This window comes from Caballeronia sp. LZ043, assembly GCF_031451075.1.
In the GTDB taxonomy this organism is placed as follows: Bacteria; Pseudomonadota; Gammaproteobacteria; order Burkholderiales; family Burkholderiaceae; genus Caballeronia.
In genome coordinates, this window is sequence record NZ_JARUXT010000001.1 from 2076474 (window position 1) to 2098673 (window position 22200).

Below are 22200 nucleotides of genomic sequence, written 5' to 3' on the forward strand. Positions count from 1 at the left end.
GCCTTCGAATCAGAGCGGTCCGAATACCCCGTCTCAGGCCATTTGCGACACCACGCCGCATGACCACTCCGCACCCGTGTTCGCTCGGCCACCGACCGCCTGACCCGCACAGGCGCATTCTCCTGCTTTATCCTGTGAACCAACAGGCGCGCCGGCGTCGCTGACGGGGACAGCATGGGCAAAGGCATATCGTTGAGTCGCAGCGTGGCCGTATGGGCATCTGTCGCGCGGGCCGCGCTGCTGTCGATCCTCGCGCTGGCGCCGCTCACGGCAAGCGCCGCCCCGCCCTCCGCCGATTGCAGCGCCGGCACGCTCGTCACCGTCGTCGCGCATCTCGACGACGACCTGCTGTTCGTCAACCCCGGCATCAGCGACAAGCTGAAGGCGGGCTGGTGCGTCACCGTCGTCCATCTGATCGGCGGCTCGAACGACGCGAAGTTCGACTACGTCGTGCTGCGCGAGACCGGCACCAAGCTCGCCTATGCCCGCATGGCCGGCGTCGCCGACGAATGGGACGAATCAACCGTCATGTTCGCGGGCAAGCCGGTCCATCAGATCGTGCTCAAGCCCCAGCCGAAGGTGAAGCTGCTCGAACTGCGCCTGCCCGGCGGACATGTGCGCGGCGGCAAGGTGCCGCTCGGCCTGCTCTGGGATCGCGGCCAGACCCTCACCACTCATCCGATGAACGCCGACGGCTCCGGCGCCACCCGCTACGACCGCGCCTCGCTGAGCGCCACGCTGCGCGAGATCCTGATGCCCGCCACGGACATCTACACGCTCAATCCGGATACGGTCGCGTTCATGGAGCACCCGGACCATATCTACGCCGCCCGCATCACCCGCGCGGTCGCGCAAAGCCTGAAGCGCAGCGTGCCGATCAGCTATCACATCACGTACCCAACTGGCGGACTGCCCAAGAACCTGAGCGCCGACGAGACCCAGGCGAAGCGCGATGTCGTCGGCAGCTATTTTGCGATCGATGGCAACGATGCAGGCCACGTCTTCGGCGAATACATGTGGGACGGCAACTGGGTGGCGCGGCGCTATCGCACGACGGCCCGCTCGAACGATCCGGGCCCGGATTTCCAGTTGCGCCCTTTCCAGCTCGTCAACGAATATTCGAGCCGCTGCATCGAATCGTCCGGCACGGGCCGCGCGCCACGGCTTGCGGCATGCTCGGGCGCGCCGTCGCAGAACTGGTTCTGGCAGCAGTTGCCGGTCATGCCAGGCGAAAAGAACGACGCCCTGCTCGTCAACGCCGCCACGCGCGGCTGCATTGCGGAGCGCGACGCCGGCTTCGTCGAACAAGCCTGCAGCCCGTCGAGCCCGGCGCAGCGCTGGACGCCGTGGGACTTCGGCTTCGTCTACACGCCGCTCGATCACTGCCTCGGCGAGAAGGACGGCCTGCTGGACGCCGGCCGCTGCTCGCTGCTGACCGCGCAATACCGCTGGTCGCCGTCGCCGCAGACGGTCTGGACCGACACGCGCCAGGAAGGCGCCCTCTATGGCGACGTGAAAGGCGCGGGCCGCGACAGCGTCGTCTACGTGCAGCGTCGCAAGGACGGGCCGGGTTTCAACGTGTGGGTGGCGGAGATGTCGCGCATGGACCAGGCGTCGCCGTGGTACCTGAACGCCGTGCCCTTCGATCCGCACGCGACGCTCACGCCCACCTGCACCGGCGACGCTCTCTGCTTCGACAGCGCCCGCTTTCTGCTCGCCGATTTCGACGGCGACGGCCGCGCCGACCTGATGGTCATCACGCCGCGCAACGGCGGCACCGCGTTCTGGCTGCTGAAGAGCACGGGGTCGCATTTCGCGGCGCCGCGTCTCTGGTATCAGACAAGTTCCGAGTGGACGCCTGCCGACGCGCAGCAATACATCGCAGGCGACTTCACGGGCGATGGCCGCGCCGACGTGCTGATCGCCCGCAAGCGCCAGGACGCGGGACTTGATCTCGACGTGCTGACGGCGGGTCCGTCGGGCGGCAACGCGCCAGCGCGCTGGCTGGAGGCGCCCGAACTCGACGCGAGCGCGCGCTTCATGCCCGCGCGCGTCGCGGGCGCGGCTGACGCGCGCCGTGCGGGACTGATCGCGTTCGAGGACGTGAACGGCGCGCTCACGCTCTCGCAGTTCACGAGCAGCGCAACCGGCTTCACGCCGGCCTATCGCACGAACGTCTGGCCGCAGTTCCGGGCGGCATTCGTGAAAGTGGTGGCGGGCGATATCGACGGCGACGGCATCGACGATCTCGTCGTCCTCGAACCGCGCGGCGATGCAACCGGCACGCGCGTCTTCACGATGAAGGGCGGCAAGGTGTTCGGCGCGGTCCACGAAACCGCGACGCTCGCCGACACCTCCTACGCCGATTCGATGCCCGCGCTGATCCGCCGCAACGATCACGACAATCACGCGACGCTGGTGCTCTTCAGGCGCGCCAATGCGCGTCTGGGCGAGTTCTACTACACGGGTGGGCCGCCGAGCGTGGCGGGCCGCGACTTCGACACCGGCTTCAATCTCGGTCCTGTGCAGCTCTGGGGCGATCTGCCGGGGCTGTTCTCCGAGTCGCTGTGGCTCAAGACGCTCGGCTACTGGGGCCGATGAAACCGGCCTCCACCCTCGAACCTAGCCCAGACCGACCCGCAGATTCAGCACATCGCGCGCGATCGCCAGATAACGGTCCGCCGTGCTCTGCAAGGTGAGACCGTTGAGCGGACGTTCGGCGCGCGGCTGCGTGAGCGCGTCGAGGAGCGCGCGGGCATAGGCGTCGATGTCGGCGGTATCGAGCAACTGCACGCCGGCAAAGTTGCTCGCGAAGGCAAAGGCGGCGATCGCGCTCGCCACCACCGGTATGCCCGATGCAAGCGCCTCCAGGAAGCTGATGCCCTGCGACTCGAAGCTCGACGGCATCGCGAACACCGACGACGCACGCAGGATCTGCGCGACCTGCATCTGCGGCCCGTCGATCGCCACGCGCTCCGTGAGCCCGAGCTGCGCGACGCGCTGGACCACCGCCGCGTGATACGCGACATTCTCGATCACGCCGCACAGCCGCAGGCGCGCATCGGGATCCACGCGGGCCACGTGCGCGAACGCCTCGACCGTCTGCAATTGGTTCTTCTCGGGAATGTAGCGGCCCACCTGCACGATCTGTCTGTGGGCGACGGGCGCGGCGGGCAGCGTCTCGTCCGTGAAGTGCGAGACATCGACGCCGTTTGGCACGACGATCATCGACGGATGCGAGCCGATTTCCTGCACGTACTCGTCGATGTTCTTCTGCGACACCCCGATCACCGCCTTCGCGCGCCCCGAGAGCAGGCGTTCCGCTCGCAGCAACACGCCGTTCGCGAAATCGTTCACACCGGAATGCATGACCCATACGATCGGCACGCGCGTCGGCAAGGCGCGGACGTAGAGCGCGGGAATCGTCGCGTGCGCAAAGATGATGTCGGGCTTGAAGGTGCGGATCGCCCGCTGCAGGAACAGCAGACGTCCGAGCCGCCCAAGCGGCTTTTTCGGAAACAGGCGGATCACGTCATGGGCCTGGAGTTCCGCGCTGATGTGGGCGAAATCGTCGTGCTCGGGCATCAGCGACGCAATGCAGACGCTGTGTCCTCCCTGCTGATGACCGATCGCCACGCCCTTCGCGATCACCTCCGCCCCCGAAAGGCGAGGCGCCAGTATGACCTGGAGAATTCGCATGTATGCTGTCCCTCGGCTATTCCGAAGCGCCCGGAGCCCGATCCATCCTGCCAACGTAGGGGTGTCCTCGTTGCCGCCGGCCGCGCGCGATGAATCGCGTCACCGGCCAGTCGGCGCACTTCCTGTTTTTATCGTTATGAGAATCAAGGCGCCCGCCAGAAAAACTCGGAGCGCCGCGCACGGTTAACGTACTCCTGACGTCATATCAAACGCACGCCATCAGGTAGTGTTTTTCGGTCGCGACAGAAAAGTGGGCGGAACCGTGCGGCGCCGCGTCAATCGAACGCGTTCGCGCGGAGGGTGCGGCGGGAGGGGAAAACGCGGCGCGAGAATACGCACCGCGGAAACACAGTTCTTGACGATCAGTTCGAGCCGTCTTTCGGGCACTTCAGGTTACAGCCGTCCGGATCGCCGGCGTCGCCGCGGCGGCGCATGGCGGACTTGCCGTTCTGATACTTGTCGGACGGCGCGGAGGCAGCGAACTGCATCTGCGGATGTTCGTTGAGACGGAACTGGTCTTGCAGGATGCCGCCGGGCAGGCCGGGCGAGTTCTGGGCAAAGGCAACAGGAACCAGATAAGCGGCGCCGGCGACGAGCGCGGCGGCGGAACAAGCGAGCAACGAGAGTTTCATGGCGATACGCGCGGCGAAACCGCGCCTTGAACGGAAAGTCTGACAGCAAGGCGTTAGGTTAACCCAATTCGCCGCCCATGGCAGTTCCGCAGCCGGTCCACTCGCTTACCGCGCGTTGCGGTGTATTACCCGCGCAGTCCTTCATCGACATCGACCACCGTGCCGCAGCGCGCCGGATCATAGCCCTCGAGGTGCGCGACGCTATCGGTGAAGCCGGGGCTGCGCAAGGTCCGCAGGACCGAGGCCAGACGCGCCTCGTCGAGCCGCGCGCGTTCGCAGGCGAAGAAATAGTCCTCGTCGATGATCGGAATGAAGTCGAGCGCGAAATGCTGCGCCGCGGGCTGCACGCCGAAGCCGAGATCGGCCATGCCGCTCGCGACGAACGCGGCAATCGCCGAATGCGTGAGTTCAGTGGTTGCGTAACCGTTGATCTGGTCCGGATCCACGCCCACGCGCCGCAGCGACAGATCCAGCAGCATGCGCGTGCCCGACCCAGGCTGCCGGTTCACGAAGCGCACGTCGTGGCGCGCCAGATCGCGCAGGCCCATGATCCGCTTCGGATTGCCCTTCGGCAGAAACAGGCCCTGCGTGCGGCGCGTGAGACGGATCAGCTGATGCTTGCGCTGATCGAGCCACGGACGATAGATGTCGGCACAGGTCGAGCGAAACTCGCCGATCGGCAGATGGAAGCCCGCCAGTTCGCACTCGCCGCGCGCCAGCGCACTCACCGCCTCCGCACTTTCCCGATACTTGATGTCGACCGGCACGCGCTGCTCGCCGAGCGCACGCACGAGTGTCGCAACCGCATAGCCGTGCGACGCATGGATCCGCACCTGCATGACATCGCCCGCGAGACGGCGGTTCAATTCGCCCGCCACCTCGGTCGCCACGGCTTCCAAAGGCGCGGCGAGCCGGTCGCCGCAGACCCGCTGCGCACGCAGCACGGACTCGCCCAGTTCGGAGAGCACCGAGCCGCGCCCGCGTGACTTGGTGATGAGCGCGCCGCCAAGGCGCGCTTCGATATCACGCAATAAACCCCATGCATGCCGATAGGACAAACCCTTAGCGTTCGCGGCATTCGCGATGCTGCCTGTTTGTGCGACGAGCTGCAGCAGCGGCACAACCGCGCTGAGACTGGTTTCCCGGCCATCGGCGTCCCGCAGGACCAGCTCGGCGCGGCATTCGACATCAACCATATGTACTCTCCCCTCCTATTGCCAGGATATATCACGACGCCTATTGTTCTTTTACAGGCTCGGCACCTGAAATTATATCGACTCAAATATGTACCACAAAACATATGCCGAGCGTTGGAGGAGCCCCCAATGACATCTACGCAGCCGAACGCCGCTGCATCCGAAGAGCTGGTGCGTCGTCACGCCGTGCAAGGCGCTACCTTGATGACCATCCTGCATGCCATCCAGGACGAAGTCGGCCATGTGCCGGAGACGGCTATCGCGCCGCTTGCACGCGCCCTGTCGCTGTCGCGCGCCGAAGTGCACGGCGTCATCACCTACTACCACCATTTCCGTTCCGCGCCGCCCGCGCGCGTCACCGTGCAGCTGTGCCGAGCAGAAGCCTGCCGCAGCATGGGAACGGAGACGCTTAAGGAACACATCGAAGGCCATACCGGCTGCCGCTTCGACAGCGGTCACGCGGAAGACACCGAGCTCGAATCGGTGTTCTGCCTCGGCCAGTGCGCGCTGTCGCCTGCGCTGATGATCAACGGCGAACTGCACGCGCGCGTGACCCCCGCGAAGTTCGACCGTCTCCTTGCCGCCGCACAGGCCAAAGTGTCAGAGGTGACGGCATGACGCGCATCTATGTTCCGATCGATTCCGCCGCGCTCGCACTGGGCGCGCAAGCCGTCGCCGAAGCCGTCGCGCGCGAGGCGCAGCAACGCGGCCTCGACGTGCAGATCGTGCGCAACGGTTCGCGCGGCCTCTTCTATCTCGAACCGCTGGTCGAAGTGGAAACGGCCGAAGGCCGCATCGGCTATGCGAACGTCGAGGCCGAAGACATCGCCGCGCTGTTCGATGCCGGTTTCCACGAAGGCGGCGCGCATGCAAAGCGCGTCGGCGTCGTCGACGAGATTCCGTATCTCAAGAACCAGCAGCGCCTGACCTTTGCGCGCATCGGCATCACGGATCCGCTGTCGATCGACGATTACGCCGCGCTCGGCGGACTGCAGGGCCTGCGCAACGTGCTCGACATGAACGGCGACGCCGTGGTCGAGTCGCTCATCGATTCCGGTCTGCGCGGACGCGGCGGCGCCGCGTTCCCCGCGGGCATCAAGTGGAAGACGGTGCGCGCGGCGCTCGCGGACCAGAAGTACATCGTCTGCAACGCGGACGAAGGCGACTCGGGCACGTTCTCCGACCGTCTCGTGATGGAAAGCGATCCGTACATGCTGATCGAAGGCATGATCATCGCGGGCGTAACGGTCGGCGCAACGAAGGGCTACATCTACGTGCGCAGCGAGTATCCGCATTCGATCGCGACGCTCAATCGCGCGATCGACCGTGCCCGCGACGCCGGCTGGCTCGGCGCGAGTGTGCTGGGTTCGTCGCATGCATTCGAGCTGGTGGTCGCGAAAGGCGCCGGCGCCTATGTGTGCGGCGAGGAAACGGCGCTGCTCGAATCGCTCGAAGGCAAGCGCGGCATCGTCCGCGCGAAGCCGCCGGTGCCGGCGCTGGTCGGCCTCTACGGCAAGCCGACCGTCATCAACAACGTCATTACGCTCGCCACCGTGCCGATCATCTTCGCGAAGGGCGCGGCGTTCTATCGCGACTTCGGCATGGGCCGCTCGCGCGGCACGCTGCCGTTCCAGATCGCAGGCAACGTGAAGCAAGGCGGACTCGTCGAACTGGCGTTCGGCGTGACGCTGCGCGAGCTGATCTTCGAATACGGCGGCGGCACCGCGAGCGGCCGTCCGGCGCGTGCGGTGCAAGTAGGCGGCCCGCTCGGCACCTATCTGCCGGAAAGCCAGTGGAACATCCCGCTCGACTATGAGGAATACGCGAAGGTCGGCGCGGTGGTGGGTCACGGCGGTCTCGTGATTCACGACGACACCTCGAACCTCGCCGAACTCGCGCAATACGCGATGCACTTCTGCGCGCTCGAATCGTGCGGCAAGTGCACGCCGTGCCGCATCGGCTCGACGCGCGGCGAGGAAGTCATCGCGAAGATCCGTGAAGGCGATACCTCGGTGAAGCAGATCACCCTGCTGCGCGAACTGTGCGACACGATGGTGTCCGGTTCGCTCTGCGCGATGGGCGGCATGACGCCGTTCCCGGTGATGTCCGCACTCGATCACTTCCCGGAAGACTTCGGTCTGCCCCGTACGCCCGCACAGAAGGCGGCCTGAGCACGCGACTGAGCGAACAGAAGGAGACAAAGACAATGTCCAATACCATCAACGGCTGCGGTTCCGGCAATTGCGCGTGCAAGAGCGCGGCATCGGTGCAGCGCCGCGACCCGTTCGACGAAACCGACTACGGCACGCCGCTGCGTCATGCCGATGTCGACGTGACGCTGGAGATCGACGGCGAAAGCGTGACGGTGCCCGCGGGCACGTCCGTGATGCGCGCGGCGATCGAAGCCGGCGTCAACGTACCGAAGCTGTGCGCCACCGATTCGCTCGAACCGTGGGGTTCGTGCCGCCTGTGCCTGGTCGAGATCGAGGGCAAGCGCGGCTATCCGGCGTCGTGCACGACGCCCGTGGAAGCCGGCATGAAGGTCCGCACGCAAAGCGACAAGCTGCAATCGCTGCGTCGCAACGTGATGGAGCTCTATATCTCCGATCACCCGCTCGACTGCCTCACCTGTCCCGCCAACGGCGACTGCGAACTGCAGGACATGGCGGGCGTGGTCGGACTGCGCGAAGTGCGCTACGGCTACGAAGGCGCGAATCACCTGAAGGACAAGAAGGACGAGTCGAACCCGTACTTCACCTATGACCCGTCGAAGTGCATCGTCTGCAACCGCTGCGTGCGGGCGTGCGAAGAGACACAAGGCACCTTTGCGCTGACCATCGCCGGACGCGGCTTCGAGTCGCGCGTCGCGGCAAGCGAGAACGTGCCGTTCATGGAGTCCGAATGCGTGTCGTGCGGCGCCTGCGTGGCCGCCTGCCCGACCGCGACGCTGCAGGAAAAGAGCGTCATCATGCTGGGCCAGGCGGAACACTCGGCGATCACGACGTGCGCGTATTGCGGCGTCGGCTGCTCGCTGAAGGCGGAGATGAAGGGCAACACCGTCGTGCGCATGACGCCGAACAAGAACGGCCAGGCGAACGAAGGCCACGCCTGCGTGAAGGGCCGCTTCGCGTGGGGCTACGCGACGCACAAGGACCGCATCAAGAAGCCGATGATCCGCGCGAAGATCACCGATCCGTGGCGCGAAGTCTCGTGGGAAGAAGCGCTCAACTACGCGGCGAGCGAATTCCGCCGCATCCAGGACAAGTACGGGCGCGACAGCATCGGCGGGATTACTTCGTCGCGCTGCACGAACGAAGAAACCTATCTCGTCCAGAAGCTCGTGCGCGCCGCGTTCGGCAACAACAACGTGGACACCTGCGCGCGCGTCTGCCACTCGCCGACCGGCTACGGTCTCAAGTCCACGCTCGGCGAATCCGCCGGCACGCAGACCTTTGCGTCGGTCGAGCAGTCGGATGTGATCATCGTGATGGGCGCGAATCCGACCGACGGCCATCCGGTCTTCGGCTCGCGTCTGAAGCGCCGCGTGCGTGAAGGCGCGAAGCTGATCGTGATCGATCCGCGCCGCATCGATATCGTCGATACGCCGCACGTGAAGGCGCAGTACCACCTGCAGTTGCGTCCCGGCACGAACGTCGCGATGGTCAACTCGCTGGCTCACGTGATCGTCACCGAAGGCCTGCTGAAGGACGATTTCATCGCCGAACGCTGCGAGCCGCGCGCCTTCGGTCAATGGCGTGACTTCGTGGCGCGCGAGGAGAATTCGCCAGAAGCGATGGAAGCGACCACCGGCGTGCCGGCACAGCAAGTCCGCGAAGCCGCGCGCATCTATGCGCTCGGCGGCAACGGCGCGATCTACTACGGCCTTGGCGTCACCGAGCACGCGCAAGGCTCGACGACCGTCATGGGCATTGCCAACCTCGCGATGGCGACGGGCAACATCGGCCGGGAAGGCGTCGGCGTGAATCCGCTGCGCGGCCAGAACAACGTGCAGGGCTCGTGCGACATGGGTTCGTTCCCGCACGAGCTGCCGGGCTATCGCCATATCGGCGATGCCGCCACGCGCGCGCTGTTCGAGGAAGCCTGGAACGTGAAACTGCAGGACGAACCCGGCCTGCGCATTCCCAACATGTTCGACGCCGCGATGCACGGCACCTTCATGGGGCTGTACTGCCAGGGCGAGGACATCGTGCAGTCGGATCCGAACACGCAGCATGTGGCGGACGCGCTCTCGTCGATGGAATGCATCGTCGTGCAGGACATCTTCCTCAACGAGACCGCCAAGTACGCGCACGTGCTGCTGCCGGGCTCGACCTTCCTGGAAAAGGACGGCACCTTCACCAACGCGGAACGCCGCATTTCGCGCGTGCGCAAGGTGATGCCGCCGCTCGCCGGCTTCTCGGACTGGGAAGTGACCATCAAGCTGTCGCGCGCGCTCGGCTACGAGATGAACTACACGAATCCGTCCGAGATCATGGACGAGATTGCGCGTCTCACGCCGACCTTCCACGGCGTGTCCTACGAACGCCTCGACGAACTGGGCAGCATCCAGTGGCCGTGCAACGAACGCGCGCCGGACGGCACGCCGACCATGCACATCGACGAGTTCGTGCGCGGCAAGGGCCGTTTCGTCATCACGAAGTTCGTCGCGACGCCGGAGAAGGTCACGCGCAAGTATCCGCTGCTGCTGACCACGGGGCGCATCCTGTCGCAGTACAACGTCGGCGCGCAGACGCGGCGCACCGAGAACTCGCAATGGCACGACGAGGACCGTCTCGAGATCCACCCGGTGGATGCGGAAGATCGCGGCATCCGGGAAGACGACTGGGTGGGCATCGAGTCGCGCGCCGGACAGACCGTGTTGCGCGCGAAGATTTCGGAGCGCATGCAGCCGGGCGTCGTGTACACGACCTTCCACTTCCCGGAATCGGGCGCGAACGTCATCACGACGGACTCCTCCGACTGGGCCACCAACTGTCCCGAGTACAAGGTGACGGCGGTGCAGGTGCTGCCGGTCGAGCAGCCGTCGCAATGGCAGAAGGACTATTCGCGCTTCAACACGCAGCAGCTCGAACTGCTGAACCTCGCTACCACATCAGGAAAATAACGCATGGACGTCGACAACCTGATCGAGATGGCGAACCGCATCGGCGAATTCTTCGATTCGATGCCGGACCGCGCCGAAGCCGTCGATGGCGTGGCGGATCACATCCGCCGCTTCTGGGAGCCGCGCATGCGGCTCGCGATTCTCGCCGCGCTGGACAATCCGGAAGCAAGCGCCACGATGGAGCCGATCCTGCGCGAGGCCTTGACACTGCACAAGCAGGACCTGCAACCGAAGACCGCGCCGGCCTGATCCGATACGCCTGAGCACCAAGCCCTGCACCGCAGGGGTTTTTTAGTCCTCGTGCGGCGCAGGCCGCTCGACGCTCGTGTCCTGCGCGCCAAACCAGGTTTCGCAGTGACGCAGCAGCGCGGGCACATCGGACGGCGCGCGGCCGCGCGCGGCGATATAGCCGTCCGGACGCACCAGATAGAACGCCGGACGCGTGCGCCCGTACTGGTCGGTGAGCGACTGCGCGCCCTCGCCGCTCGTGTCGGTGATGCGCCACACGCGCACGGCGTTCGGCAGGATCGCGTCGATGGCCTTCGCCAGGCCGTCGAGGTCCGGGTCGCGCATCGCGTGCGCGACGGTGATCGTGGCGGGCGCCAGCGCGATATCGTCCTCGCCGCTCGGATTCACGAGCAGGAACAGCGAGAAGCAGCCCGGATCGTGCAGGTCGAACAGACAGCCGACGCCCGGCAGACGTCCGAGCGGACCGTCGATCACATGCACGCGCGCATCGGGCGCACGCTCGCCCGCGCGCGGACCGCCATCGAGCAGACGCTCCAGCGTCAGCGGACTCTTGCGATAGTTGATGGACAGCTCGCTCACCGTGCGCCGCATCGCGTCGCGCAACGGGCCGATCGCGGCGAGCGCGGGCATCACGTGATCGCGCATCAGCTTCATCGGACCGTGCTCCGCGCCGGCCATCTGCGTGAGCAGGTTCGATTGCCGCAGCACGTCGCGCTCGATCGGATGCCGCTCCGCGTGATAGCTGTCCAGCAGCCGCTCGGGCGCGCCGCCCGCGAGCATCCGCGCGATCTTCCAGCCGAGATTGAGCGCTTCCTGAATGCCGGTGTTCATGCCTTGCGCGCCGGCCGGGCTGTGGACATGCGCGGCATCGCCGGCAAGAAACACGCGCTCCACGCGCAGACGGTCGACCATGCGGCTGTTCAAATGAAAGTACGACGACCACGTCAGGTTCGAGAGCGTCATCTTGTGATGCACGCGGCGCGCGACGAGCGCGCGGCATTCATCGAGCGTCGGACCGGTCTTCGTGCTGTCGGCCTTGATGGCATCGGCGACGGGCGCGGGCAGGTCGGCGATCAGGCGTGCGCGCTCGCCGCCCAGCGGAAAGAGCGCGGCGAGTCCTTCGCCCGAGGCGAAGATATGGAACTCGTCGTCGGGCCAGTCGACGTCCACCTGGAGATCCGCCAGCAGGTAAGTCTGGTCGAAGGTCTTGCCGTCGAAGCCGATGCCCAGCCGATGCCGCACGAAACTGTGCGCGCCGTCGGCCGCGATCAGGTAGGACGGGCGCAGCAGTTCGTCGCGCCCGTTGGGATGCCGCAGCGTGGCCTGCACCCCCGCGGAGCCCTGCGAGAAATCGATCAGTTCCACGCCGCGTTCGATCTCGACATGAAAGCCCTTCAGATGCTCGGTGAGGAGACGCTCGGTCTCGGTCTGGTCGAGAAACAGCAGATACGGATAGCGGGTCTGCAACGGATCGAAGTCGAGGCGCGCGAGGCGCTGCCCGTTCGAATAGAGATTGGCGACCCGCGCGCGATGACCGAGTTCGAGGAACGGCGCAACGGTGCGATGCTGCTCGAAGAGTTCGAGCGTGCGGGCCTGGATGCCGATGGCGCGCGAATACGGCAGCGGCTGCCGCGCCTTGTCGACGAGTCTCACCGGGATATGCGCGCGCGAAAGACTCATGGCGGCGGCGAGGCCCGTCGGACCGGCGCCCGCGATCAGGACGGGCGCCACGTCCAGCTTGTCGTTCGGATTCAGCTTTGGCGCGTACATGCGGTCCTCCGTGAAACGTCACGGCGTCTAGTGTACGCCCGCCTCCTGCGCGGCCGCTGCGGGTTGCGGCACGCGCAGGATCAATGCTCGTGCCCGCGCTCCTCGAGAATGCATGCATGGCAGGCCATGCCGAACTCGACCTGCACGGTTGCATGATGCATCGAATAGTCGCGGCGCAAGGTGCCGACGACGCCCTGCACGAACGCATCGCCGGGATGGCCTTGCGGCATCACGAGATGCACGGTCAGCGCGTTCTCGGTCGTGGAGAGCGCCCAGACGTGGAGATCGTGCACGTCGCTCACGCCCGGCAGTTGCACCAGATAAGTCCGGATGCGCGTCACGTCGACGCCCGGCGGGACGGCGGCCATGGCGAGCCGCATCGCGTCGCGTCCGAGGCCCCAGGTGCCGTAGACGATCACCGCGACCACGATCAGGCTCATCAGCGGGTCGAGCCAGCTCCAGCCGGTGAACAGGATGACGAGGCCGCTCACCGCGACGGCGGCGGAAATGGCGGCATCGGCGGCCATGTGCATGAAGGCGCCGCGCACGTTGAGGTCGTCCTTGCTGCCGCGCATGAAGAGCCATGCCGAGAAGCCGTTGACGACCATGCCGAGCGTCGCGACGACGAACACGTCGAGGCCCGCGACGGGCGCCGGATGGATGAGCCGCTGGATGGCTTCCAGCACGATCGCGCCGCACGCGAACAACAGCAGCGCCGCGTTGGCGAGCGACGCGAGGATCGACGAGCTGCCAAGTCCGAAGGTATAGCGCGCGCTCGGCTGGCGCGTGCCGAGCCAGACGGCGGCCCATGCGAGCAGCAGGCCGAGGACATCGGAGAGATTGTGGCCGGCGTCGGCGAGCAGTGCGGTGGAGTGAGCGAGGAAGCCGTAGATCGCCTGCACGACGACGATCAGCACGTTCAGTCCGACCGCCAGCGCGAAGCTGCGGCCCTGCCCCGCCTGCGGCGCGTGGTGATGATGATGACCGCCCGGGCCATGGGCATGTGAATGACCGTGGCCTTCATGCTTGTGGTCGTGGTCGTGCTTGTGTTCGTGTTCGTCGTGTCGATGCGTATCCATCGCGATGCTCTTCGTTGGTTGATTCAATCGAGATCGGCGGCTTCCGGCTGCGGCTCGGCGACGTGTTCCAGCAATTCGCCGAGCATCGCGCTGATGTGGCGGTCGGCGGCCACGTAGAAGACCTGCTTGCCCTGGCGTTCGGCCCGCACGATGCGCGCCGCGCGCAACAGCCGCAAATGGTGGCTCACCAGCGACGCCGACAGTCCCAGTCCCTGCGCGATGGCCCCCACCGCCCGTTTCTGCTCGACGCACGCCAGCACGATGCGCAGTCGCGTGGGATCGCCCAGCAGGCGGAACAGGTCGGCCAGCGGCACGACCCGTTCGTCGGAGGTGATTTCGCCGGGAGCAACGAACGGTGCGGACATGGCAAGCTCGAACAAACATATGAACAGGTATTCATATGTTAAGCGCCGTTATCGCCGATGGTCAACCGTGCTTTTGGAAAACCGGGGCCGCCGGTGTGGGAAAATACGAGGTTTGTATTTCCGGCCTGTGTCTCTTTTCCTTCATGGACACCGTTTTCGCCCGCGGTTTCGCGGCCCATCGTGACGGCCGCCTGACCGACGCGGAGCGCGACTATCAAGCCGCGCTCGCCGCCGAACCCCATCACGTCGACGCGCTCCACTACCTCGGCGTGCTGCGCCATCAGCAAGGCCAGCACGCGGAGGCGGCCGAGCTCGTGCGCCGCGCCGTGGACCTGCGCCCGACCGACGCGGGCCTGCAGCTGAACCTCGGCAACGCGCTGAAGGCGCTCGGCCGGCTCGACGACGCCATCGAGCGCTTCCGCAATGCGCTGACGCTCGCGCCCGGTTTTCCGCTCGCGCAATACAACCTCGGCAATGCCTACACGGCGGCGGGCCGTCATGAAGACGCCGCCGATGCCTTCGAGAAAGCGCTGCGCCTGCGTCCCGACGACGCCGCCGCCTGGAACAACTTCGGCAATGCGCTGTCGGCGCTGCGGCGCTTCAAGGACGCGGCGCAGGCGTTCCGGCGCGCGCTCGTCCTGCGCCCGCGCCACGCGGGGGCGCACAACAATCTCGGCATGGCGCTGAACGCGCTCGGCGATACGCCCGGGGCCATCGAACACTTTCGCGCGGCGCTCGATGTCGAACCGAACTACGTCGCCGCGCACTTCAATCTTGGCAATCTGCTCGATGCGAACGGCAATCCCGCCGACGCGCTGCCCGTCCTGCGTCACGCCGTCGGCTTGCAGCCGCGCTTCGCGCCCGGACATTTCGGGCTGGGTCATGCGCTCGCCCGCCTCGGGCGTCATGAAGAAGCCGTGCCGCACTTCGAGCGCGCGGTCGGGCTCGATCCGAAATACGGCGTCGCGTGGCTGTCGCTCGGCAATGCGCATCTGGCGCGCGGCGCGCATCAAGCGGCATTGCGCGCCTTCGATCAGGCGTTGCGGCTCGACGCCGGCATGCCTGCCGCGCAACTGAACCGCGCGCTCGCCCTGCTGGCGACGGGCGACTATGCGCGCGGCCTGCCGGCCTACGAGGCGCGTCTGGAGACGGCCGGGAGCGAGCCCGCGCCGGCGCTGCCGCGCTGGCACGGCGAACCGATGCCGGGGCGTACGCTGCTGGTTCGCGCCGAACAGGGTTTCGGCGACACGTTGCAGTTCGTGCGCTTCGTGCCGTTCGCGGCGCAGCGGGTCGGCAGGCTCGTGCTGGAGGTGCAGCCCGCGCTCGCGCCGCTGCTGGCGCCCGCGGCCAAGGCCGCGCGCGTCGAGTTGCGAAGCCGCGCCGACGACGCGCCCTCACGCGCGGACGCCTTCTGTCCGCTGCTGAGCCTGCCGCATGCGCTCGGCGTCGCGTCGCTGGACGCGGTGCCCGCGCGCACGCCCTACCTCGTCGTGCCGGCGGACTACCGGCGCAAATGGCGCGGCTCACTCGGCGGGCAGCACAAGCGCAAGATCGGCATAGCGTGGTCCGGACGGATGCAGCCGGGCGAAACGCGCTCGGCGCCCGTGGAAGCGCTCGCGCCGCTGCTCGCGCTCGCGGATGTCGACTGGATCGTGTTGCAGCCGTTCCTCACCCCGCATGAGCGCGCCGTGCTGCGCGCGCATCCGAATGCAAAGGCCATTTACGACTTCGAAGGCCGCCTGGAGAATTTCGCGGACACGGGCGCGATCGTCGACCGGCTGGACGCGGTGGTGTCTGTGGATACGTCGGTGGCCCACCTCGCGGGCGCGCTCGGCAAACCGCTGTGGGTGATGCTGGCGCATGCCGCCGACTGGCGCTGGGGCATCGATGCCGACCGCTGTGCGTGGTATCCCGCCGCGCGGCTGGTGCGCCAGCGTGCGCCGGGCGCCTGGCGCGAGATGATCGAAAACATTGCGACGGCGCTGCGGGACTGACCACGCACCGGAAGATCACGGATGGATGAGATTCTCGACGAAGTCTGGACCCTGCTCGACTCGGGCGCGAACGCCGGCGCGCAGCGCTCGCCCTTCACGATGCTCCAGGCCGCGACGCACGGGCTGGACGGCACGCCCGCCGTGCGCACCGTGGTGCTGCGGCGCACGTGTCGCGCGCAGCGTTCGCTCATGTTTCACACCGACTTGCGGTCGACAAAAGTCGCCGAGTTGCGACGCGATGCGCGCATTGCGCTCATCGGTTGCGATATGGACGCCGGCAAGCAGCTGCGGCTGACGGGCACGGCACGCATCGTCGAGGATCCGCGCGACACCCGGCCCGTATGGGAAGCCAGCCGGCCGCGCACGCTGATTGTCTATCGCGCGCCGGTTGCGCCCGGCACGCCGGTGTCCACGCCTGCCGAAGCGCATCCGGACCCCGCCACGACGGATGGCTTCGAGCATTTCTGCCTGATCGAGATCGCCGTATCAGGCATCGACTATCTTCATCTGGCGCCGGAAGGACACGTCCGGGCGCGCTTCCACTTCGATGCAGGAAGCTGGCGCGGCCAGTGGCTCGCGCCCTGACTGCGCTCAGGCCGTCTTGTACTGGTTGCGCGCTTCCGGCGAGCGATACAGCACGCACGTCGCGATCAGCCCGCACACGGCGGCGAGTCCCATCCACAGGCCCGGCGCGGCCTTGTTGCCGGTGACATGGATCAGATACGTGGAGATGGCCGGCGTGAAGCCGCCGATGGTCGTCGCAAGGCTATAGGCCATCGAGAAGCCGGTGGTGCGCACCTCGACCGGCATGACTTCGGTGAGCGCGACGACCATCGCGCCGTTGTAGCTGCCGTACAGGAACGAGAGCCACAGTTCGCACAGCAGCAGGCGCATGAAGGACGGATCCGCCACCAGCCACTGCACCACCGGATACGACGTGAGAATGGTGAGGATCGTGAATACCAGCAGCACCGGCCGGCGTCCCACGCGATCCGACAGGGCGCCCATCACCGGCAGCCACACCAGGTTCGAAATGCCGACGCACACGGTGACGACGAGCGCATCGGTCGACGAGAGCTTCAGCACTTCCTTGCCGAAGGTCGGCGTGTAGGCGGTGATCATGTAGAACGACACGGTGGTCATGATGACCATGCCCATGCCGGCCAGCACGATGCCCCAGTTCTGCGCGATCGAACGGGCGATCTGGCCCATGCTCGGACGATGCTTGCGCGCGAGGAACTCTTCCGTTTCACGCAGCGAACGGCGAATGATGAACAGGAACGGCACGATCAGGCAGCCGATCAGGAACGGCACGCGCCAGCCCCATGCGGTCATCTGGTCGGCGGGCAGCAGCCGGTTCATGATCACGCCGATGAGCGCGGCGAAGACCACCGCCACTTGCTGGCTGCCGGACTGCCAGGAGCAATAGAAGCCCTTGTTGCCCTTGGTCGCGATCTCGGACAGGTACACCGACACCCCGCCCAGCTCCACGCCGGCCGAGAAGCCTTGCAGCAGGCGTCCGCCGAGCACGATGATCGGCGCCAGCGCGCCGATGGTGGCATAGCCCGGCACCAGCGCGACGCAGGCGGTGCCGACCGCCATCAGCCCGAGCGTCAGGATCAGGCCTTTGCGGCGGCCATGATGATCGATGTACGCGCCGAGCACGATGGCGCCCACGGGACGCATCAGGAAGCCCGCACCGAACACGGAGAGCGCGAGCATCAGTGAGGCAAACTCGTTGCCGCTCGGAAAATAGGTCTTGGCGATGGCCGAGGCGTAATAGCCGTAGACCATGAAGTCATACATCTCAAGGAAGTTTCCGCTGACGACGCGAAACACCGACTTGAACTTTGATTCGTTGGCTGGGGCGACGTGGGCTGTGGACATGAACGTTCTCGACAATCGTGAGATGAGCGCGACGGGCCTCGCGGTGCGCGGTTCAGCGACCTGCGCAGGATCCGTACAGGGACGGATGGCGGCGCGCCGTGCCGACCGGGAGGATAAGGCTTCGTTGTTATGGTTGCGGCGACCTCAATCTTAACGCTTGCGCCTTGACGGCTGCATAGAACAGCGCCTAATTTCGTTCAAATTACATTAAAAATAGCTTACATGTGCCTAACGCAAAACCGACATTCGAGATGCCGCGGCCGCAACCCGTCATGCGCGACGCCACCCTCGGCGACCGCGATCTCATCACATTGATGCACGTACGCAGCTGGATGTCGGCCTATCGCGGCATCCTGCCGGACGCATACCTCGATCGCGAGATGCAGGCGGAACGCGCCGCGCATTGGGCAACGCGCCTGCCGGAGTTGACGCAAGGCGCGGGCCGCGTAGTGATCGCCCTGCATGACGACGAGGCGGTCGGCTTCACCTGTCTGATCGAACCCGACGAGCACGGCAGCGTGCTCGTCGACAACCTGCACGCGCTGCCGGGGCACAAGGGTCTCGGCACGGGCACCGCGATGCTTGCCGAAGCCATCCGCTGGGCGCGCGAGCGCGGCGCGCGGCAACTGCACCTGTCCGTGCTGGAGGACAATGCCGCGGCGATCGGCTTCTATGAATCGCGCGGCTGGCGACGCGAGGCGCGCGAAGCCGACCACCTGGCGGGCATCGACCTGTTCTGCTTCCGCTACGTCTTCCCTCTCGACTGAGGCTCGCGGCGCCAGCCAGAAACGCACGCGGTTTTCCACTGGCGCCAGTGAAATTAGGAATGCTCTGGTCGCGGGAAGGAAATCCGTTTCGTATGATTGCCGGTCGAAAATTCGGCTTGTCCGCCCGCGCGACTAGGCCGTTTTCCGCGCCATCAGGGTCGATGCATTCCGCTGCTGCCCGCGTGCGGCGCATGTCTGTGGAATCTCGATGAGCGAACCGTTGATCGTTGTGGAAGGCGAACTGCGTCTGCCGACGGTGCGCCCGCTGCCGGACCCCGCGCTGGACTTCGGCGTCGCATGGACGCTCGCCCGCGCGCGTCCGGTTCAGTCGCCGTTCGAGATCGCGCTGTATGCGGCACGGTTCAAGACCGCTTATCTGCCGGCGTTCCGTCTGTCCGATTCCACTTCGCGTTATCGCGCGGTCAGCCTGTGGAGCGTGTTCGCGCACGGCGAACTGCCGCGCGCCATCCTCGACCTGCTCGACAGCCAGCGCGCCCGCGCGCGCGCGGAAGAAGCGCCGGTGGATCCGCTACGCCTGAGCGCGCCGATCCATGCGGGACTTGGAGCGGCGCGCCGGGGCATGTCGCGCGCCGCGCAGATCCTGACCGGCGTGGCGATCTCCGTCGGCGCGCTGTTGCTGCTGTGGTTTCTGTTCGGCAACGAGCCAGCCGCGCCGGGCGCGATGCCGGCTGTGCCCTTGGCGGAAGCTGCACGGTTCGGGCCGACGGAGAAACCGTCCACCCCTTCCGCTCTTGCGCCGCCGGCGGCAGTCGAACCAGCCGTGGCCGCTCCAGCACGCGCTATTGAGCCGGAAGCGCCTGCCGACGTCTCACGGCCCACGCCGCAAGAACCGGTGGCGGCGGTTCCCGGCCGCACTACCGTCGCGCCGGAAGCGGATCGGGCGCGTGCCGTCAAGGTGAAACGTTCGCGGCTCGAGCGCACGGACGCGCCTCGCAAGACGGCGCGGGTGAAGCCTGCCCGACCCGGCGCGATGAATGTGCACTCGCTGTATGCCTTGCTGCAGCACTCGCCGACGCTCGACAGCAACGCCCCCGCACCTGACGCACGCGATGCCGGCGAGGGAGGCGCGGCAGCGGATTAACCGCGACGAACAACCGAGGATGCACGTCAGGAAGCAGCGAACCCGTCCGATCAACCTTTTCGGCCCGAACGCCAACATGAAGCAATCCAGACCCATCCGTCACACGACGCTCACGCTCGCGCTGTCCCTCTGCCTCTGCGGGACGCTCGCGCCGTTCGCGATTGCGTCCGCTGCTTCGAGCCAGCCCAGGACCGCTGCGACTGCGCCGCGCCCGGGTCCCGGTGCGGACGCCCGCACCGCGGACAATGCCGACAACGACGCTTCCAGTCCGGCAAGCGACCCGCGTGCGCCGCGTGCTGAAGGCAACATCGCCGAACTGCAAAGCCTGGTGCAGGCGGGCAGCCTCACCGAGCTGCGCGCCACCCGCAACGGCAGCTATGGCGCGAAGCTGTTCTTCCTCGCGCAGGAGATGCTGTACTACGTGGCGTTGTCGCAGGACGACCGCTGGTGGCGCGTGGTGAAGACGCAGGACGCGGGGCGCGCCGATTCGGTCTATGCGGAGTTCGCGCGCAAAAGTTTCTCGCTTGCGGAAGGCGAAATCCGCCGCATCCAGCTGACGGCGCAAAAGGCGTTGCTCGACCGGGTGATCGCCAAATCGGCGGATCGCGCGAACCGGCTTTCCGCCGATCTCGTGCTCGCGCAACAGCAGGACTCGCAGGTGTCGCAGCGTCAGCAGCAGTTGCAGGTCGAAGCCGCAACCTTGCAGAGCGACAAGCTCGAAGCCGAACGCAAGCTGCGCGCATTGCAGATGCAGGTGGACCAGTTGCAGCGCGCGACCGAAGCCGGGCTGGGCACGTCGAATACGGCGGCCGCGCGCCGATGGTCGGATAAGGCGGCGGACTGAGCGTCCAATCCGGCGTCCTTCAACGTACAAAGCCCGCTCACCTGGAGCGGGCTTTGTCTTGTCGGCACTGGAACCGTACGGCCGGCTCAGAAACGCGTCTCGCGCGCCACGCGCAGGAAGGTATCGAGCAGCGGCGTGCAATCGAGCAGTTCCGCACCGCCCGCGCGATGGAACTCCGGATGCCACTGCACGCCCACGACGAATGGCGCCTTGCGATAGCGCACCGCTTCGATGATGCCGTCCGACGCTGACACCGCCTCGATATTCAGGTCGCGGCCGAGCGTCCGCACCGCCTGATGGTGGATCGAATTGACGAGGGCGTCGCGTTGGTTCGGAAACATGTTGGCGAGCGTCGAGCCGTCCGGAAAGCGGATGGCGTGCCGATGCTGGTCATACTGCTCGTTGACGTGCACGCCGGCCATCGGGACCTCGGTGGCGATGTCGCCGTAGAGCGTGCCGCCGAACGCCACGTTGATCAGCTGGCAACCCCGACACACGCCCAGCACCGGCTTGCCCGACTCGACGAACTCATGCAGCAGTTCGAGCTCGTACATGTCGCGCACGCGGTCGCCGGGCCATTCGGGACGCGTCGTGACTTCCTCGTAGGATTGCGGCGAGACGTCGGCGCCGCCTTGCAGCAGCAGGCCGTCGAGATGCTTCGCGTAGTCGCGCAGACGGATATTGCTCGTATGCAGCATGCCCTGGTTGCCGACGGTCGGAATCATGAAGACCAGCACGTCGCGCGACATCACCCAATGAGCGATGGATTCCTCCAGGTATTGCAGCGTCTTGCCGCGCAGCCCCTTGGCGCCGGGCTCCGGGTGAAAGATCCGTGCCGAGACGCCAATCCGCAAGGTGCGCTGCGTGACCCGCTGCCCTGCCCGGTCGAAAATCTGGCGCGCGCGCGCCGCGATGATGCGGCCAAACACCGACCACGCCGAATCCGACTGCTTCAGGTACGCAGGCTGCGGCTGCGTGGCAGCCGCGTCGGGCACAGGCGGAACATTGAGCTTGCTGAAATCCGGCGCCTCGGCGATGCCGGAAGGAAAGCCGGCGGTCGCCGGCGGCGCGGTGCGGCCAGTGGGCGAGTCCGAAGACGCCGACTGGGCGTTCGTGGTGCGTGTGACTTCGGCTTCCGCTTCCGCTTCTGTCGCCGCTTCGAGGTTCTGCGCGAGACTCGACCTGGCATCCGCCGGCGCAGGCTTCACGTGAACCGCGGCTGCCTGCGCGTCGTCACGGCGGGCCTTCTGGGTATCGACGGGTTCGACGTTCGCCGCGCTGGAAGGCGCATCCGTCGACGCGCGTTCAGTGGCGCTGGCGGCCGGCCCGGGCGCCGCAGCAACAGCCGCGGCCTCCGGCGGCGCCGTGGGATTCGCACCGCGCGAGGCGTCGTGCTGCAAGCCGCCCGCTGCAGAAGAACCCGCGCCGCTCGTGCGCCCGTCTGGAGTGGTGCTGCCTTTGGAGGTGTTGTTATCGCTCATTCCGATGTCG

18 protein-coding genes are annotated in these 22200 nt (G+C 66.6%); 10 read left to right on the forward strand and 8 right to left on the reverse strand.

Annotation, left to right across the window (positions count from 1 at the left end):
- Positions 1-192 precede the first annotated feature (192 nt).
- The gene (locus tag QCE64_RS09460) at positions 193-2601 is read left to right on the forward strand and encodes a VCBS repeat-containing protein (RefSeq protein ID WP_310003547.1); all 2409 of its coding nucleotides are present in this window, start codon (positions 193-195) and stop codon (positions 2599-2601) included.
- 21 nt (positions 2602-2622) lie between these two features.
- Here the strand turns inward: QCE64_RS09460 and QCE64_RS09465 are convergent, their stop codons facing one another.
- From QCE64_RS09465 to QCE64_RS09475, 3 genes are all read right to left on the reverse strand, one after another.
- The gene (locus QCE64_RS09465) at positions 2623-3699 is read right to left on the reverse strand and encodes a glycosyltransferase family 4 protein (protein WP_310003550.1); all 1077 of its coding nucleotides are present in this window, start codon (positions 3697-3699) and stop codon (positions 2623-2625) included.
- A 362-nt stretch (positions 3700-4061) separates the two neighbouring features.
- Positions 4062-4331: a hypothetical protein gene (locus QCE64_RS09470; protein ID WP_309809342.1), complete on the reverse strand. Its 270-nt coding sequence runs from the start codon at positions 4329-4331 to the stop codon at positions 4062-4064.
- A 125-nt stretch (positions 4332-4456) separates the two neighbouring features.
- Positions 4457-5527 carry a substrate-binding domain-containing protein gene (locus QCE64_RS09475; protein ID WP_309809344.1) on the reverse strand — a complete coding sequence of 357 codons (1071 nt, stop codon included), beginning with the start codon at positions 5525-5527 and terminating at the stop codon, positions 4457-4459.
- A 129-nt stretch (positions 5528-5656) separates the two neighbouring features.
- Between QCE64_RS09475 and QCE64_RS09480 the strand changes: the two genes are divergently transcribed.
- The 4 genes from QCE64_RS09480 to QCE64_RS09495 are packed head-to-tail and all read left to right on the forward strand — an operon-like array spanning position 5657 to position 10901.
- Positions 5657-6145, forward strand: a complete 489-nt coding sequence (locus QCE64_RS09480) for an NAD(P)H-dependent oxidoreductase subunit E (RefSeq protein WP_309917915.1) — start codon at positions 5657-5659, stop codon at positions 6143-6145.
- On the forward strand, positions 6142-7698 hold the full coding sequence (locus QCE64_RS09485; RefSeq protein ID WP_310003552.1) for an NADH-ubiquinone oxidoreductase-F iron-sulfur binding region domain-containing protein: 1557 nt from the start codon (positions 6142-6144) through the stop codon (positions 7696-7698). The genes QCE64_RS09480 and QCE64_RS09485 overlap by 4 nt, the downstream gene beginning before the upstream one ends.
- Before the next feature lie 35 nt (positions 7699-7733).
- Entirely contained in the window at positions 7734-10652 is a 2919-nt protein-coding gene (gene fdhF, locus QCE64_RS09490; RefSeq protein ID WP_309930712.1) for a formate dehydrogenase subunit alpha, read from the forward strand.
- Between the two features lie 3 nt (positions 10653-10655).
- A complete protein-coding gene (locus QCE64_RS09495) occupies positions 10656-10901 on the forward strand; it encodes a formate dehydrogenase subunit delta (RefSeq protein ID WP_309930714.1) in 246 nt (81 codons plus the stop codon).
- A gap of 42 nt (positions 10902-10943) precedes the next feature.
- On the opposite strand, the gene QCE64_RS09500 is transcribed toward QCE64_RS09495, so the two are convergent.
- From QCE64_RS09500 to QCE64_RS09510, 3 genes are all read right to left on the reverse strand, one after another.
- On the reverse strand, positions 10944-12671 hold the full coding sequence (locus tag QCE64_RS09500) for an FAD-dependent monooxygenase (protein WP_309930716.1): 1728 nt from the start codon (positions 12669-12671) through the stop codon (positions 10944-10946).
- Between the two features lie 80 nt (positions 12672-12751).
- Complete coding sequence (locus QCE64_RS09505) at positions 12752-13750, reverse strand: cation diffusion facilitator family transporter (RefSeq protein ID WP_310003554.1); 999 nt, start codon at positions 13748-13750, stop codon at positions 12752-12754.
- Between the two features lie 23 nt (positions 13751-13773).
- On the reverse strand, positions 13774-14115 hold the full coding sequence (locus QCE64_RS09510; RefSeq protein WP_309809358.1) for a metalloregulator ArsR/SmtB family transcription factor: 342 nt from the start codon (positions 14113-14115) through the stop codon (positions 13774-13776).
- Positions 14116-14258: 143 nt separating this feature from the next.
- On the opposite strand from QCE64_RS09510, the gene QCE64_RS09515 reads away from it, so the two are divergent.
- Both QCE64_RS09515 and QCE64_RS09520 read left to right on the forward strand, forming a co-directional pair.
- Complete coding sequence (locus QCE64_RS09515; RefSeq protein WP_309917934.1) at positions 14259-16109, forward strand: tetratricopeptide repeat protein; 1851 nt, start codon at positions 14259-14261, stop codon at positions 16107-16109.
- 21 nt (positions 16110-16130) lie between these two features.
- The gene (locus QCE64_RS09520) at positions 16131-16694 is read left to right on the forward strand and encodes a pyridoxamine 5'-phosphate oxidase family protein (protein WP_310003556.1); all 564 of its coding nucleotides are present in this window, start codon (positions 16131-16133) and stop codon (positions 16692-16694) included.
- Between the two features lie 6 nt (positions 16695-16700).
- Here the strand turns inward: QCE64_RS09520 and QCE64_RS09525 are convergent, their stop codons facing one another.
- Complete coding sequence (locus QCE64_RS09525) at positions 16701-17996, reverse strand: MFS transporter (protein ID WP_310003558.1); 1296 nt, start codon at positions 17994-17996, stop codon at positions 16701-16703.
- Positions 17997-18268: 272 nt separating this feature from the next.
- Here QCE64_RS09525 and QCE64_RS09530 point away from each other — a divergent pair, with 272 nt between their 5' ends.
- The 3 genes from QCE64_RS09530 to QCE64_RS09540 all read left to right on the forward strand — a co-directional run bounded on the left by QCE64_RS09530 (position 18269) and on the right by QCE64_RS09540 (position 20709).
- A complete protein-coding gene (locus tag QCE64_RS09530) occupies positions 18269-18763 on the forward strand; it encodes a GNAT family N-acetyltransferase (protein ID WP_310003560.1) in 495 nt (164 codons plus the stop codon).
- 208 nt (positions 18764-18971) lie between these two features.
- Positions 18972-19865, forward strand: a complete 894-nt coding sequence (locus QCE64_RS09535; protein ID WP_310003563.1) for a hypothetical protein — start codon at positions 18972-18974, stop codon at positions 19863-19865.
- A gap of 76 nt (positions 19866-19941) precedes the next feature.
- Positions 19942-20709: a DUF2968 domain-containing protein gene (locus tag QCE64_RS09540; protein ID WP_309917946.1), complete on the forward strand. Its 768-nt coding sequence runs from the start codon at positions 19942-19944 to the stop codon at positions 20707-20709.
- Between the two features lie 86 nt (positions 20710-20795).
- Here the strand turns inward: QCE64_RS09540 and QCE64_RS09545 are convergent, their stop codons facing one another.
- On the reverse strand, positions 20796-22190 hold the full coding sequence (locus QCE64_RS09545; RefSeq protein WP_309930726.1) for a type 1 glutamine amidotransferase: 1395 nt from the start codon (positions 22188-22190) through the stop codon (positions 20796-20798).
- Positions 22191-22200: the final 10 nt, after the last annotated feature.